This window comes from Arthrobacter sp. (assembly GCF_031179985.1).
In the GTDB taxonomy this organism is placed as follows: Bacteria; Actinomycetota; Actinomycetes; order Actinomycetales; family Micrococcaceae; genus Arthrobacter.
The window spans coordinates 16,398-30,078 of record NZ_JAPSHJ010000003.1; the positions used below are offsets into that span (position 1 = coordinate 16,398).

Below are 13,681 nucleotides of genomic sequence, written 5' to 3' on the forward strand. Positions count from 1 at the left end.
GGGGTTCCGCATGGGTGGTGTCCGGTATTCCAGACGCCTCCCCTCGTACCCGAGCCAGGTAGCAGCTGAGGCTTTTTTGAGCGGCCAAAACAACCCCTGCTGCTCCCTGGTGGGAGCGGGCTAGGTGGGTTGCGGGCGGCCATGGATACGGATCGAGAGATCGTCGGCTACCTTGTGGATCCGCCCTGCGAGCTCGGGCCATTGATCCGCCGGCAGTTTGTCCTCCAGGAACGTCACGGCGACTGCCGCCGTCGGCCACCCGACATGATCCGTCACGGCGGCAGCGATGGAACCGAAACCGGGCGTCACTTCACCGTGTTCGGTGGCGTAGCCTCGTTGCCGGACCTGATCCAGATGCGAGGACAAAGCGGAATACTTCATGATGGCGCCCTCCACTTCGTGGCGCGCGGTGAAGGCGGCAGCGTTTGGGTACAGCGCGCGGACCTGTGACTTCGGCAAGGCAGCAAGGATGGCGCGGCCGCTGGCCGTGAGGTGACTGGGCAGGCGGACGCCGACGTCGGTCACGAGGGAGGGCCTGTTCTTAGCGCGTTCCTCCACGATGTACAGCACGTCCCTGCCGTGGAGCACCGCCAGGTGGGCGCTCTCCCCCAGAACGTCAACGAGGGAGGCCAGCATCGGACGGCCAAGGCGCGAGAGGGGTTCCTGCCGGGAATAGGCCGAGCTCAGCTCGAAGGCGCTGATACCCAAGCCGTAGCGCTGCTCTTCGTGCAGGTGCAGGACGAATCCATTGGCCTCCATCACGCCCAGCAGGTGATAGACGCTGGAGCGCGGCAAGCCCAGTGCGGTCGCAATGTTCGACGCCGCCATCGGCCCACGCTTGGAGGCCAGCAGTTTGAGGATCCGGAGAGTGTTTTCAGCGGCGGGGACTTTGGACGCCGCCTTGCGTTGGGAGGTTCTGGGGCTTGCTGGGGTGGTGGCGCTGGCTTGCATGGTTCTCTTCGCTCCTGTGTGTCCGGTATCCCGTACTCAAGGATGCACTACGGCGCACCTGCCGCCAAGGTGGATCCCGCCACCTCCAGTCACCTTCGGCGCCGCCGGACCCTGTTCAGGTAACGGAGCGCAATCGCCAACCCGCCGCCGGTGACCATCCACGGACCGGCGACTATCAAAGGATCGATCCACTGGTGGCTCAAGTCAGCACGCTTCTTCCCGAATCTGGAGGATACGCCGTGGCTGGTGAACTCACTCAGCACGCCTGTCTCGGTTACCGGGTTGTCCGGCCTCATTGAAACGAATGACCGCAGATGACTTTCCCAGGCATCAATCCGGTCACCCGCCAGCAGGAGCAGCCAGTGCGCCGCCCGTCCCTCGCTGTACCGGTACGCGTATTTACGAACGGCTCCGGAGAATCCCTTCGGCGGACAGGAAGTACCGAAGACCGGCGGAAGGATCTTGTGCTCGATTGACCGTTCACGCGGCTGCTTCTCCTCTTGGCGGTCCGGAAAATCCCAGTGCGCGCCGCTTACCAGGTCCATCCGCTCCCTTGGAACGGCGGGACGGTCCAGGGGATCCAAGTCCACCCCCCAGCCCAGGATAGTGGCCCGCAGTTCCTTGCTCGACCTTCCCTGCCCGGGCTTGGCTGCCAGATACGGCATGAAGTCCTCCTCTCAGCGTGGGTTGCACATCAGTTCAGCACCTGATCCAAAAGTTCCATTCTCAACTGGCGCCCGGAACGATCAGTGGCTTGATGCAGTTATCGAGCTTTGCAGAAAAGATGTGGTAGCCCTCCGCGATGTGCTCCAGCGGAATTCGGTGGGTCACAATATCGCTTGGCTTGAGGTAGCCGTTGCGGATGTGCTCAAACAGGCGTGGCCACTGCCGCTTCACAGGGCACTGATTCATCCTGAGCGTCAGTCCCTTGTTCACGGCGTCACCGAATTTGACTGCGCTGAACATCGGCCCGTAGGCCCCCATTACCGATACAGTCCCGCCCTTGCGCACCGAATCGATGGCCCAGTTGAGCGCCACCGGCGAGCCACCCTGAAGCTTGAATTTGGTGGAGGTGACGTGCTGCGTAAAGTTTCCGTCCGCTTCTGCACCCACTGCGTCGATGGCGACATCCGCCCCCAGGTATTCTGTGATCTTCTTTATGTGCACCACAAGGTCGTCGTACTCCACGAAGTTGTACGTCTCGGCATGCGCGAAGCTCCGGGCCTTTTCCAGCCGGTACTCGAGATGGTCAATCACGATGACGCGCCCGGCGCCCATCAGCCAGGATGATTTGGCGGCAAAGAGGCCAACCGGGCCTGCGCCGAATACCACCACGGTGTCGCCTTCACTGATATCGCCAAGCTGCGCCCCGAAGTATCCGGTGGCGAGTGCATCTGTCAGCAGGACGGCGTCTTCTTCCTCCATCCACTCGGGAATGATGGAGGGCCCGACGTCAGCGAAGGGGACGCGCACAAACTCCGCCTGCCCGCCGTCGTACCCTCCACAGGTGTGGGAGTAGCCGTAGATACCGCCGACGGCGGTGGCATTGGGGTTGACGTTGTGGCAGTTGGAGTAGAGACCCCGAGAGCAGAAGTAGCAGGAGCCACAGTAGACGTTGAAGGGAACCATCACCTTGTCGCCTGCTTTAAGGTGCTGCACCGACGGGCCAATCTCGTGGACAACTCCAACGAACTCGTGCCCAAAGGTCATTCCCACCCGGGTGTCGGGCATCATCCCGTGGTACAGGTGCAGATCTGAACCGCAAATGGCCCCCAGCGACACACGGACTATCGCATCATTGGGATGCTCAATCCGTGGAAGGTCCTTTTCCTCCACGCGTACCTTGTAAGGACCGCGATACACCATCGCCCGCATCATTGCCGCCTTGAAGTTGCTTGCAGTCCTCCAATAGTAATCATGCTTACTATTTGGTGTCAGCTACTTTTGCGATCTTCCGGCGGCTCCACATGACGATCCAGGCAAGCTCCACTTGCGACAGTACGGACGAGCCACTTGTCCGTCTTCAGACCGAAGACAGCTTCAAAACTGTGCATGTGCAGGAGTGGCCACAAACCGTTGAGTACGTTGAAGATCCCGTGCAGTCGAGCCAGAGCTACGTTATTCATAGGCCTTCCAGACCTTGCAGACACTTACCCCCAGATTACTCTCACCATGAGAGCCGGCGGATGTCTTCTGCCGCATTGAATTCCTCAGAATCCTCGGGGAACAGTCCGACGATGAAATCCGCCGCCGGCCCCGCAGGCCATCCGAATGCGGTGTGCCGTTCGCCGTTTCCCCCACTCATTTTCGGGTGCGGAAACTTCATTGCAGAAACCGCCAAGCGGTCCGTGGCTATGGAGACTAATTCTCGCTTCTTCATGAGGGGTCCTTATGCGTTTCTAAGCTTCGCGGCAAGGGCAATTACCTCGGGAGTTCAGCGCAGAGGCGTTCAGGAGCGGGAGGTGCTCCGGCCGGGCATGCTCGGGCAAGGCGAACTGACGAGTTAACCTGCGTCGAGTTCGCGGGTCTCACCAAAAGGAACAGAGTCACAAAGGGCAACCGTGTAACGGTTAGGGCCGTGGCGCGTGACCAGTACACCTGCGGTGCCTGCAATGACGGCACTCGGCAGAAGCGCAGCTTCCGCGTTTGAGAGAAGGTTATGCAGCTGTTCTGCGTCGCCGACAAGCACCTCAACACGGTTGCTCGCTCGATGGGAAACATGCTGTTTCATGGGGCCGATTGAATGCATCACAAGACCGGCTCCTCGCAGGTGATCACTATGGCATCAGCCACGCACAACATTTTGCGACCCATGCCGTCGTCGGGCCAGATCCACACAATCGAGCCGTCATGCATGACATCGTCGATTACGCCGGCGCCCTTGAAGCCATCTGCTTCAAACAGCACGCGGTTACCAACAGAAAAGCCGTGGGGCTGATCTTTTCTTTCTGCAGCACTGGAAAGTCGGGCTTCATCAAGCTTGCTGACTTCCAGAACCGGCAGAACCTCACCTTTTATTGGCTTGGGAGGGGGTGTCCGTACCAGGCCTCGCCTGACACGTTTGGTCTTTGAGAGGGAGGAATGAATTGACATTGGATTACCTCATGTACTGGGGGAAGTTGGGGAGAGCTGGTGGTAAAGGGGTGCGCCAACCGGAGGATAACCGGCTGTGACAAGACGCAGGACTCGCTCTTCGCACCCGAGCTGGGGTCTCCAGCCGGAGCAACTGCTTGGTTCCATCCTAGCAATTGTCAACAATCTACGATAGGTCATAAGGGTAGTTATTTTTCACCCCCTCCCCTCTGACGATCAGGTGGATTCGGATAACCCGTCATCAGGCACAGAATCACTGGCGCAGCCAGCTCAACCGCACCACTGGAGCACTCCCTTGCAACAGCCAGCCGGGTCTGGCATCAGAGGGCAAGCGGGAGTAGCGTCGATTGAAGAATGCGTCAAGCAGGTTCAGCAGCAGGATCCCCGGCAGGTCGGGGGCGAACGTTCGCTGGTGCCAGTCTGTTGAAGGAGCCTAGGATGGCTGGATGGAATGCTGACACGGCGGCGGGTCCTCTGGGGGCCACGGTCACTTTGGTGGAAGGTTCTTCGTTCTGCATCTCGCTGCCAAACGGGGACATTTTTCCGGAACATCCGCATGGCGCGTTCTACCTCGACACCCGTATCCTGTCAGGCTGGCGCCTCACCGTAAACGGCCAGGCGGTTGAACCCTTGGCTGCGGAGACGAAGGAGCCATACCGGGCACTGCTCGGCGGCCGGATTCCCCGCGCGGACGGGTATGCCGACAGCCCGCTCATCGTGGAGCGGCTGCGGGAAGTGGGTGCCGGCATCCAGGAGCAGGTCACAGTTCGCAACTACTCGGTGGAACCCGCCGAATGCCTGATAAGGGTTGAAGTTGAGGCAGATTTTGCCGACCTTTTTGAAGTGAAGGAGGCGCGGATCCAGCGGCACTGGAAAGAAACCCGGGAGGTCGACGGAGATACGCTTTCCGTGCGCTCTGTCTGGCAGGACATCCGGAAGGGCATTCTGGTCCAGGCTCCTGGAGCCGAGGTCACACCGGAAGGCTTGGCCTACCGCGTGACCGTGGCACCGCACGGTCAGTGGAGCACAGTCCTCACGGTAGTGCCCAGCAGCGAAGCAGCGAGTCCTCCGCCGCCGTCGTTTATTCATACTGACGCGGAAGGGCTGTCCCCCCGGGACCTGAGGCGGCGGGAGTGGGTTGAGAAGATCCCCGAACTTCACATGACCAACAGCTCCATCGAGCGGACGCTGCGGCGCAGCTACGACGATCTGGGCGCCCTCCGCATCGAGGACCCTAACCATCCTGAACGTGTGGTGGTGGCCGCCGGCGCGCCCTGGTTCATGACCCTGTTTGGCCGTGACTCCCTCTGGGCCTCGATTATGGCGATGGCCGTTGATCCCTCCCTGGCCCTGGGCACGCTGCAGACGCTGGCAGACCGGCAAGGCAGCGTGGTGGATCCCATGAGTGAGGAAGAGCCGGGAAAGATCCTTCACGAGGTCAGGCTCGACGTCTCCAGCGGCTTGTCGCTTGGCGGCAAGTCCATCTACTACGGCAGTGTGGACGCGACGCCGCTGTTCGTCATTGTCCTCGGAGCCGTCAGCCGCTGGGGATTTGACCCCGACACCATCGCCGCCCTGCTGCCCCACGCCGATCGTGCGCTCGAGTGGATGGCTGACTACGGGGATAAGGACGGCGACGGATTCGTTGAGTACGAGCGCCTCAACCCCCAGGGGCTAATCAACCAGGGCTGGAAGGACTCCTGGGACGGCATTAACTTTGCAAACGGCAAGATGGCCGAAGGGCCAATCGCGCTCTGTGAGGTGCAGGCCTACGTCTACGACGCATACATGGCGCGTTCCTGGCTGGCGTACGACACCGGCGACGTGACTTTCGCGGCCGAACTCGCCGACAAGGCTGCAGCGTTCAAGAAACGGTTCAACGAGCAATTCTGGATACCCGACCGTGGCTACTACGCCGTGGCACTCGACGGCAAGAAGCGGCAGGTGGATGCGTGCGCTTCCAACATGGGCCACTGTCTGTGGCACGGCCTCGTGGATGAGGACAAAGCGCCTCAAGTAGTGGAGCGCCTGATGTCCCCGGAAATGTTCAGCGGCTGGGGCATCCGGACTTTGGCAAGCGATATGGGTGCCTACAACCCTGCCAGCTACCACAATGGCTCTGTCTGGCCACACGACAACGCCATCATCCAGGCGGGCCTGCTCCGCTACGGCTTTGTGGCAGAGGCACAGCGGATCTCCACGGCCCTGCTGGAAGCGGCAGACTATTCATACGGCCGCCTACCGGAACTGTTTTGCGGCTTCAGCCGGGAGCAGTTCGCCGAACCGGTCCCCTACCCCACAGCGTGCTCGCCGCAAGCCTGGGCAGCCACAACACCAATCCAACTGGTGACGAGCCTGATGCGGTATGACGCCCACGTTTCCCGCGGCGGAGTGTGGCTCGACCCTGTAATTCCCGAATCCTACGGGGACCTTCACATCACCAATGCGCCAATGGCCGGTGGACGCATCACCATAGACATCGCCAATTCTGTGCCAAGAGTCCAGAACCTGCCAGATGGAATGATGTTCCACCAGGGGCACCGGCCATGGCTGGCCGAACTTGTGGAGCAGGAAGGGATGCGCAGAAAGGCCTAGCCTCCTGGCGAGGCACAAATCAGGGTGCGGGGACGAATCCGAGTTGTTTGTCCACGATGTTTTCGAGTGGTTCGCCGTTGCAGTAGCGTTTGAGATTGTCCACGAAGAGCCTGCCGAGGTCATCGAGGTAGTCTTCGGTGTCGCCGCTCATGTGCGGGGTGATGATGACGTTGTCCATGCTCCAGAGCGGGTGTCCGGCGGGGAGTGGTTCGGGGTCCACAACGTCCAGGGCGGCGCCGGCGATCGAGCCCGTGGCCAGCGCATCGGTCAAGGCGTTGGTGTCCACGAGCTGGCCGCGGCCTACGTTGATGAGCCGGGCTGAGGGTTTCATCGCGGCGAACACGCCGGCGTCCACGAGGCGTGTGGTGTTGGCGGTCAGCGGCGCGGCGAGGACGAGGTAGTCGTATTCTCCTGCGACGCTGGCCAGGTCCCGTGAGGAGTGGATGACGTCGAAGTCGGCGTCTCCTGGGCGGTCTGTCCGGCCGGCCCCGCTGACGTCCATGCCGACGGCGCGGAACAGGCGGGCGATTTCGCGGCCGATGGAGCCGGTGCCGATCACGAGGGCGGTCTGGCCTTGGATTTTGCGGGTGACCCGGTGCTGCCAGCGCTGTTCCTGTTGTAAACGGTAGGACCCGTGGGAGTCCTTGGCCATGTCCAGGACGAAGCCCAGGGCAAACTCTGCGATGGCCCGGCTGAGCACTCCGCGGGAGTTGGTGTAGACGACGTCGCTGCGGACGAGGGCGTCGAAGAGGAGCTGGCTGACGCCGGCGGCGGAGACGTGGATCCATTCCAGGGTGGACGCGGCGGCCCAGTTCTCGCGCAGAGCGGGTGAGAAGGAGTGCCACTGGTAGAGCACGTCCGCGCCGTCCATGGCTTCGGCTAGTCCGTCGGCTTTGGTGAGGCGGACCTCTGCGAGTTCCTGGACTTCAGCGATGCGTGGCGGCAGCGCCTCGCGGTAGAGGGCCGCGACGACCGGGCGCCTGGGCCCTGCGCCGGTGGGGCCCGTCATCAGGCTCTCACCGCTTGTCATGCTGTTACCGGGGCGAGGGCGTCGATGGCGGTCAGGATGGCCTGGGTGAATTCGGTGGTGGTTGACGTGCCGCCGATATCGCGGGTGCCGTGGCCGTGGCGCAGCGCCGATTCGAACGCTGACTGGAGGTGCGCGGCGGCGTCGGGGTGGCCGAGGTGTTCGAGCATCATAGCCCCGGACCAGATCTGCCCTACCGGGTTGGCGAGGTTCTTCCCGGCAATGTCCGGGGCGGAGCCGTGGACGGGTTCGAAGAGGGAGGGAAAGTCCCCTTCGGGGTTCAGGTTCGCGCTCGGTGCCAGGCCGATGGAACCGGTCACGGAGCTGCCCAGGTCAGAGAGGATGTCTCCGAAGAGGTTGGATGCGACGATAACGTCAAGGGTCCAGGGCTTCAGCACCAGGTGCGCGGCGAGGGCGTCCACAAGTTCGTGGGTAACAGTTACGCCCGGGTACTGGGCCACGGTTTCGGCGACCACTTCGTCCCAGAACGGCATGGTGTGCACGATGCCGTTGCTCTTGGTCGCGGACGTCAGCCTGCCCGTGCGGGTAGCTGCGAGGGCGGCGGCGTAGCGGGCCGCGCGGGAGACGCCCAGGCGGGTGAAGATGGTTTCCTGGACAGCGCTTTCGTGGGGCAGGCCACGATACATCCTGCCGCCGACTTCGGAGTATTCACCCTCGTTGTTTTCCCGGACGATCAGGATATCGATCGGATTGGCCGCGGCGAGCGGCGACTTCACGCCGTCGAGCGTTTTGACCGGGCGGAGGTTGATGTATTGCTGGAATTCCCGGCGGATGGGGATCAGCAGGCCCCAGAGTGATTCGGTGTCAGGGACCTCGGGAGAGCCGACAGCGCCCAGGAAGATGGCGTCATGCCTGGCGAGCTGGTCCAGCCCGTCAATGGGCATCATCCGCCCGTGCCGGCCGTAGAAGTCCGACCCCCAGTCAAAATACGTGAACACCAGGTCCAGTCCATGGATCGAGGCGATCCGCTCCAGGCAGGTGATCGCCGAGGGGACGACTTCTTTGCCGATACCGTCCCCGGCGATCACCGCGATGCTGTGGCGGCTGGTTTCGTTGGTCATGGTGTAGTCCGTTCCGTCAGGCCGCCGAGGACCTGCCAGCGGGCCTGTGACTCGCCGAGGTTGATGATGGTGTTTTTGGGTTCGGTCATTTCGCGGACCGCGTGGCGGACGCCTTCCCGGCCTACCCCGGATTTTTTGAACCCGCCAAAAGGCATGGAGTCGATCCGGACGTCGGACGTCTCGTTGATGACCACGGCGCCGACGTGGAGTTTCTCGGCGATGGCCAGGGCCAAGTCGATGGACCTGGTGAAGACCCCGGCCTGGAGGCCGAACTCGGTGTTGTTGGCCGCGAACACGGCGTCCCGGACCTCAATGAAGGGCAGGATACTCACCACGGGGCCGAAGACTTCATCCCGGATCACCCGGCATTTGGAGGGGACGTCGGTCAGGACCGTCGGTTCGTAGTAGGCGTTCCGGCGGGTCCCGCCACTGTGGACTGTTGCGCCGGCGGCTTTGGCTTCTTCCACCCATTCCTCTACCCGCCGTGCCTCGGCTTCGGAGATCAGCGGGCCCACGTCCGTGGACCGGTCAAGCTTCGGTCCCGTCCGCAGCGCCCCGGTCCCCGCCGTGACCAACTCCAGGACCTGCTCGAAGAGGGAAGTGTGCACATAGACGCGCTGCACGGACAGGCAGTTCTGCCCGGCCACCCCGAATGCGCCCGCCACGATGGCCTTCGCCGCGGCTGCCACGTCGGCGTCAGCGCACACGATGGTGGCGTTGTTCCCGCCGAGCTCGGAGAGGATCTTTTTCGCCCCGGCCGCCGCGGCAATGCGTTCGGCCGTCGCCGGGCCGCCGGTGAAGGAAATCAGGTCCACCCGCGGGTCAGTGACAACGGCCTCGGACACGCCGGGGCCGGTCACGATTGCGGCGATCCGCCCCGACGGGACACCCGCCTCCAGCAGCAACTGCACAAAAGCCAGGCCCACCAAAGGTGTGCGGGTCGACGGCTTCAGCAGGACACCGTTGCCACCGATGATGGCCGGTCCCAGCTTGTGCGCCACGAGGTTCAGCGGATCATTGAACGGCGTGATCGCCGCGACAATCCCCACCGGTTTGCGGCTGTACCAGCCGATCTTACCGGCCCCGGCCATGCTGTCCTCAAACCCCAGGGTCTCCCCCGCGAGCTCCCCAGACGCAGCAGCGGACAGCCGCAAGGTCTCCGCGCAACGCCGCACCTCACGCTCCGCCTCAGTGATCGTCTTGCTGCTCTCAGCAGCAATGATGTTGGCGAACCGCTCAGCCTGCTCCCCCAACAGCACCACCGCCCGCTCCAACGCCTCACGGCGCAAACGCAGCGGCCACTCGTCCGCCTGGAGGTGGCGGTGGATGTGCAGGGTGGCACGCTCCACGTCCTGTGACGTGGAGGTGCACACCCGGCCGAGCAGGACACCGTCTTCTGGATCCCGCACCTCCAAGGTCATCTCGGAGGTCTGCCACTGACCTTCGAAAAAAGCTCCCCCTGGCAGGTTGGCAAATCGTGCACGCCTGTAGGCAGATTCCTCTGTAGTTTTTGGGCGCGCTTCAGCGACAGTTGGTGATGACATGGGGACCCTTATCTTGCCTGGAGGTGGGAAACGTCTACTTGACTCGGTCGATAATTTTTGCCGCTGCGCCGATGAAGGGCAGGAACCAGGGCGGGCCGAAGTGTCCCGGGACGGGAGGATTCTTCAGGTCTTCCCACACGTTCGCTGACTTGTCGCCGGCCATGTAGTGGGCCATCCGCTTACCCATGTGCGCTGCCATCTGCACGCCGTGTCCGCTGTAGCAGAGGGAGTAGAAGAGCCCATCATGCTGGCCTGCATGCACCATCTGGTCCATGGACAGGTCCACCAGTCCGCCCCAGATGTAGTCCACCTTGGCGTTGGAGAGGTACGGGAAGAGCTCGAGCATGGCCTTGCGGAGGATCTCGGCGCTCTTCACGTCCGAATCCGGGCTGGACAGGGCAAAACGGGCACGGCCGCCGAACAGCAGCCTGTTATCCGGGGTGATCCGGAAGTAGTACGTCAGCATTTTGCTGTCCGAAGCCTGACGGCGGTTGGGCAGGATCCGGTTGACCACGTCTTCGGGCAGCGGGTCAGTGACAATGATGAAGCTTCCCACCGGAATAACCCGGCGCTGCAGCCACGGCGTCACGTTGCCCGTATAGCCGCTGGTAGCAACCAGGACCTGCTTGGCACGGGTGATGCCCCGGGTGGTGTGCACGTCGTGCACGGTGCCGGAGACCTTCTTCAGCTCGGTCACCGCAGCGTTCTCGCAAATATCGGCTCCGGCTGCAACAGCCACTCCGGCCAGGCCATGCACGAACTTGCCCACGTGCAGGCCAGCCCCGAGCGGATCAACCATGGCCCCCTGGTAGAAGTCCGTGCCGATTTCGCTGTGGATCTCGGACTTGGGAATAACGGTGACGTGATGGTCAGCCAGTTTTGCCAGCTTCTCCTGCGACTTCAGGAAGCCCTCGTAGTGGGACTTGTGGAACGCCAGTGAGAGCTTTCCAAAGCGGTTGTAGTCGCAGTCGATGCCATTGTCATGCACCAGTTTTTCGATGGTGTCGATGGCGTCGTTGTATTCCTGGAACATCTCCACGGCACGCGTGGGGCCGTAACGCTTCACGGCCGTGCTGAAGCTGATGGCCAACCCGGTAGTCGCCATTCCCCCGTTGCGTCCCGAGGCGCCCCACCCCACAGTGTGACGTTCGAAAACGGCAACGCTCGCGCCTTGCTTGGCAAATTCCAAGGCCGCTGACAGCCCGGTAAATCCGGCGCCGATGATGGCGACGTCGACATTCTCCGGTACCGGTGTCTGCCGGTAGTCTCCGGATGCTTCGGCTGTATCCAGCCAGTAAGGAATGAGTTTCACGGTTTGACCTTTCGCCTCGAAGTCGGTTAGAGACCGAGGTGCTTGTTGATCTCGTCCAGGGACTTGGCAGTGGTGAGGTCGTAGCCCGGGCCAATGGGGTCGTAGCCACGGTCAAGCATCCAGAGGTTCCGGAAGCCCATGTCGTGCATCGGGTGCATGTCGTAGCGGGTGTGCGAGGAGACGTGCAGGAAGTCCTCCGGCTTGGCGTTCAGGGTGTCGAGCATGTACTCGAAGGCCTGGTAGCGCGGCTTGTAGGCCTGCGCCTGCTCAGCGGTAAACACGGCGTGGAAGTCAGCGCCGAGCTTAGGAATGCTGATGTCAAGGAAGCTGGTGTCCGCGTTGGACAGAGCCACCAGCTTGTAGTTGTCACCCATGAGCTTCAGCGGAGCCGGCACGTCATCGTGGGCAACCCAGCCGCGTACGGCGTCAGCGAACGCTGCGCCGGCGCCTTCAGTGGGCCCAATGCCCCAGCGCTTGCACACCCGGTCAAAGGAGTCCTGAAGGATGGCCTCGTAGGGCTTGTAGTCGCCACAGACCTCGTCGAACCGGTACCCGCGGAACTGCTTCTTGAAGGTAGGCCACTGCTCTTCCGAGATGCGGCCATCAAGGAGGCGACGCGTGGTGGGATCAATGTCGAAGTTGATCAGCGTGCCGTAGATATCAAAAGAGATGTACTTCGGCCGGGAGTTGGTGTCTGCCATGATTCGTCCGTTTCATTGAGTCTTGAACGGGAGGCCCGGATGTATGGCCTGCCGCCTTCCTGTAAGTCTGCACCAGCGTGTTCCTGGGGTTCGTCAGGGCTTCTTTGCCGGCTGTTCTCGACTCTAGATCCGCAATTGTAGATTGTCAACAGTTCTTTTTGAGATCGTTTCGCAAGTAGCCCGGGACGAGAGAAATACTGAGTTTTTTATCGTCAATTGTTGACAATCGGCGATTCTGACTGTTGCATTGCTTTAGATGCGGAACGAGATCCTGATCACAACCGCATGTAGCAAGAACTACCAGCACCGCCCGGGAGATCCTGCAGCAAGGGATCCCGACACGGAAAGTCCTGGAAAAGAATGCCCCCATTTCAGCAGATCACTTTCAGCTGAACCATTCGAAGGGAAGCACCATGAAGACCATCAACAAAGTTCAGACCGCAGCCGCAGGGCTCGCCGTCGTATTCGCCCTAAGCGCCTGTGGCGGCACTGCCACCGGCACCCCGGCCTCTGAAGACACAAAGTCAAAGACCTCAAACACGACTGACATCTCGGAGGGCATCCAGCCGGACGCGGCGGCGGTTGCCTTGTTGCCACAGTCCTACAAGGACAAGGGCGAGCTCACGGTCGCAATGGACCTGCACTACCCGCCCACCACCTTCCTCGCTGAGGATAACACCACCCCGATCGGCCTCAACCCGGACGTCGCCCGCCTCCTTGCGAAGAAGCTTGATCTGAAGCTGAAGTTCGTGGACACGAAGTTCGACACGATCGTCCCAGGCCTCGACGGTGGCCGCTTCGACTTCACCGCTACCACCATGTCCAAGACCGAAGAGCGGCTCAAGGTCCTCGACATGATCGACTACTTCAAGGCCGGCACCTCCGTGGCCGCAGCTGCCGGGAACCCGCTGAAGCTAACCGTCGAGACCCTGTGCGGCAAGAACATCGCCGTCACCCAGGGCTCCACCGGCCAGCTCAAGCGCCTCCCTGCCCTCAACGAGCAGACCTGCACCTCCAAGGGACAGCCGGCGATCAACGCTGTGACGCTGCCCAACGTTCAGGAGGCCCTGACCCAGCTGCACTCCAAGCGGATCGACGGCGTCCTCTACGACACCACCTCGCTCGGATGGGCCGAGAAGCAGCAGCCGGGTTCATTCACCATCATCGGCCGGGTTAACGTCGGCAACAGTGACATGACTGCCATCGGCCTTAAGAAGAACTCTGCACTGACCCCGGCCCTGCAGAAGGCCATGCAGTCCGTCCTTGAAACTCCCGAGTACAAGGAGTCCCTCGAGAACTGGGGTCTCGAGTCCGGGGCCATCACCGATGCCAAGCTGAACTAGCGGGACGCCTCCATGGTCACAGCTACTAATAGA

General features: G+C 62.0%; 13 protein-coding genes. 2 read left to right on the forward strand and 11 right to left on the reverse strand.

From position 1 onward, the window contains the following. Positions 1-120: 120 nt before the first annotated feature. The 6 genes from RIN13_RS02145 to RIN13_RS02170 form a co-directional block, all read right to left on the reverse strand. Positions 121-951: an IclR family transcriptional regulator gene (locus tag RIN13_RS02145; RefSeq protein WP_309105686.1), complete on the reverse strand. Its 831-nt coding sequence runs from the start codon at positions 949-951 to the stop codon at positions 121-123. 89 nt (positions 952-1,040) lie between these two features. After that, positions 1,041-1,616, reverse strand: a complete 576-nt coding sequence (locus RIN13_RS02150) for a hypothetical protein (protein ID WP_309105687.1) — start codon at positions 1,614-1,616, stop codon at positions 1,041-1,043. Positions 1,617-1,677: 61 nt separating this feature from the next. Then, positions 1,678-2,826, reverse strand: a complete 1,149-nt coding sequence (locus RIN13_RS02155) for a zinc-dependent alcohol dehydrogenase (protein WP_309105839.1) — start codon at positions 2,824-2,826, stop codon at positions 1,678-1,680. Positions 2,827-3,118: 292 nt separating this feature from the next. Continuing rightward, a complete protein-coding gene (locus RIN13_RS02160) occupies positions 3,119-3,331 on the reverse strand; it encodes a hypothetical protein (RefSeq protein WP_309105688.1) in 213 nt (70 codons plus the stop codon). A gap of 123 nt (positions 3,332-3,454) precedes the next feature. Further along, entirely contained in the window at positions 3,455-3,682 is a 228-nt protein-coding gene (locus tag RIN13_RS02165; RefSeq protein ID WP_309105689.1) for a hypothetical protein, read from the reverse strand. Between the two features lie 17 nt (positions 3,683-3,699). Continuing rightward, positions 3,700-4,044, reverse strand: coding sequence for a hypothetical protein (locus RIN13_RS02170; protein WP_309105690.1), 345 nt, complete (start codon positions 4,042-4,044; stop codon positions 3,700-3,702). 438 nt (positions 4,045-4,482) lie between these two features. Here RIN13_RS02170 and RIN13_RS02175 point away from each other — a divergent pair, with 438 nt between their 5' ends. After that, positions 4,483-6,639: a glycogen debranching N-terminal domain-containing protein gene (locus RIN13_RS02175; protein ID WP_309105691.1), complete on the forward strand. Its 2,157-nt coding sequence runs from the start codon at positions 4,483-4,485 to the stop codon at positions 6,637-6,639. Positions 6,640-6,658: 19 nt separating this feature from the next. On the opposite strand, the gene RIN13_RS02180 is transcribed toward RIN13_RS02175, so the two are convergent. The 5 genes from RIN13_RS02180 to RIN13_RS02200 all read right to left on the reverse strand — a co-directional run bounded on the left by RIN13_RS02180 (position 6,659) and on the right by RIN13_RS02200 (position 12,305). Next, a complete protein-coding gene (locus RIN13_RS02180; RefSeq protein ID WP_309105692.1) occupies positions 6,659-7,669 on the reverse strand; it encodes a D-2-hydroxyacid dehydrogenase in 1,011 nt (336 codons plus the stop codon). After that, the gene (locus RIN13_RS02185; RefSeq protein WP_309105693.1) at positions 7,666-8,748 is read right to left on the reverse strand and encodes a tartrate dehydrogenase; all 1,083 of its coding nucleotides are present in this window, start codon (positions 8,746-8,748) and stop codon (positions 7,666-7,668) included. The genes RIN13_RS02180 and RIN13_RS02185 overlap by 4 nt, the downstream gene beginning before the upstream one ends. Then, positions 8,745-10,169 carry an aldehyde dehydrogenase family protein gene (locus RIN13_RS02190; protein WP_309105694.1) on the reverse strand — a complete coding sequence of 475 codons (1,425 nt, stop codon included), beginning with the start codon at positions 10,167-10,169 and terminating at the stop codon, positions 8,745-8,747. The genes RIN13_RS02185 and RIN13_RS02190 overlap by 4 nt, the downstream gene beginning before the upstream one ends. Before the next feature lie 157 nt (positions 10,170-10,326). Next, a complete protein-coding gene (locus tag RIN13_RS02195; protein ID WP_309105695.1) occupies positions 10,327-11,604 on the reverse strand; it encodes an FAD-binding oxidoreductase in 1,278 nt (425 codons plus the stop codon). A gap of 26 nt (positions 11,605-11,630) precedes the next feature. Continuing rightward, complete coding sequence (locus RIN13_RS02200) at positions 11,631-12,305, reverse strand: haloacid dehalogenase type II (protein ID WP_309105696.1); 675 nt, start codon at positions 12,303-12,305, stop codon at positions 11,631-11,633. A gap of 413 nt (positions 12,306-12,718) precedes the next feature. Between RIN13_RS02200 and RIN13_RS02205 the strand changes: the two genes are divergently transcribed. Further along, positions 12,719-13,648, forward strand: a complete 930-nt coding sequence (locus RIN13_RS02205) for a transporter substrate-binding domain-containing protein (protein ID WP_309105697.1) — start codon at positions 12,719-12,721, stop codon at positions 13,646-13,648. Positions 13,649-13,681 lie beyond the last annotated feature (33 nt).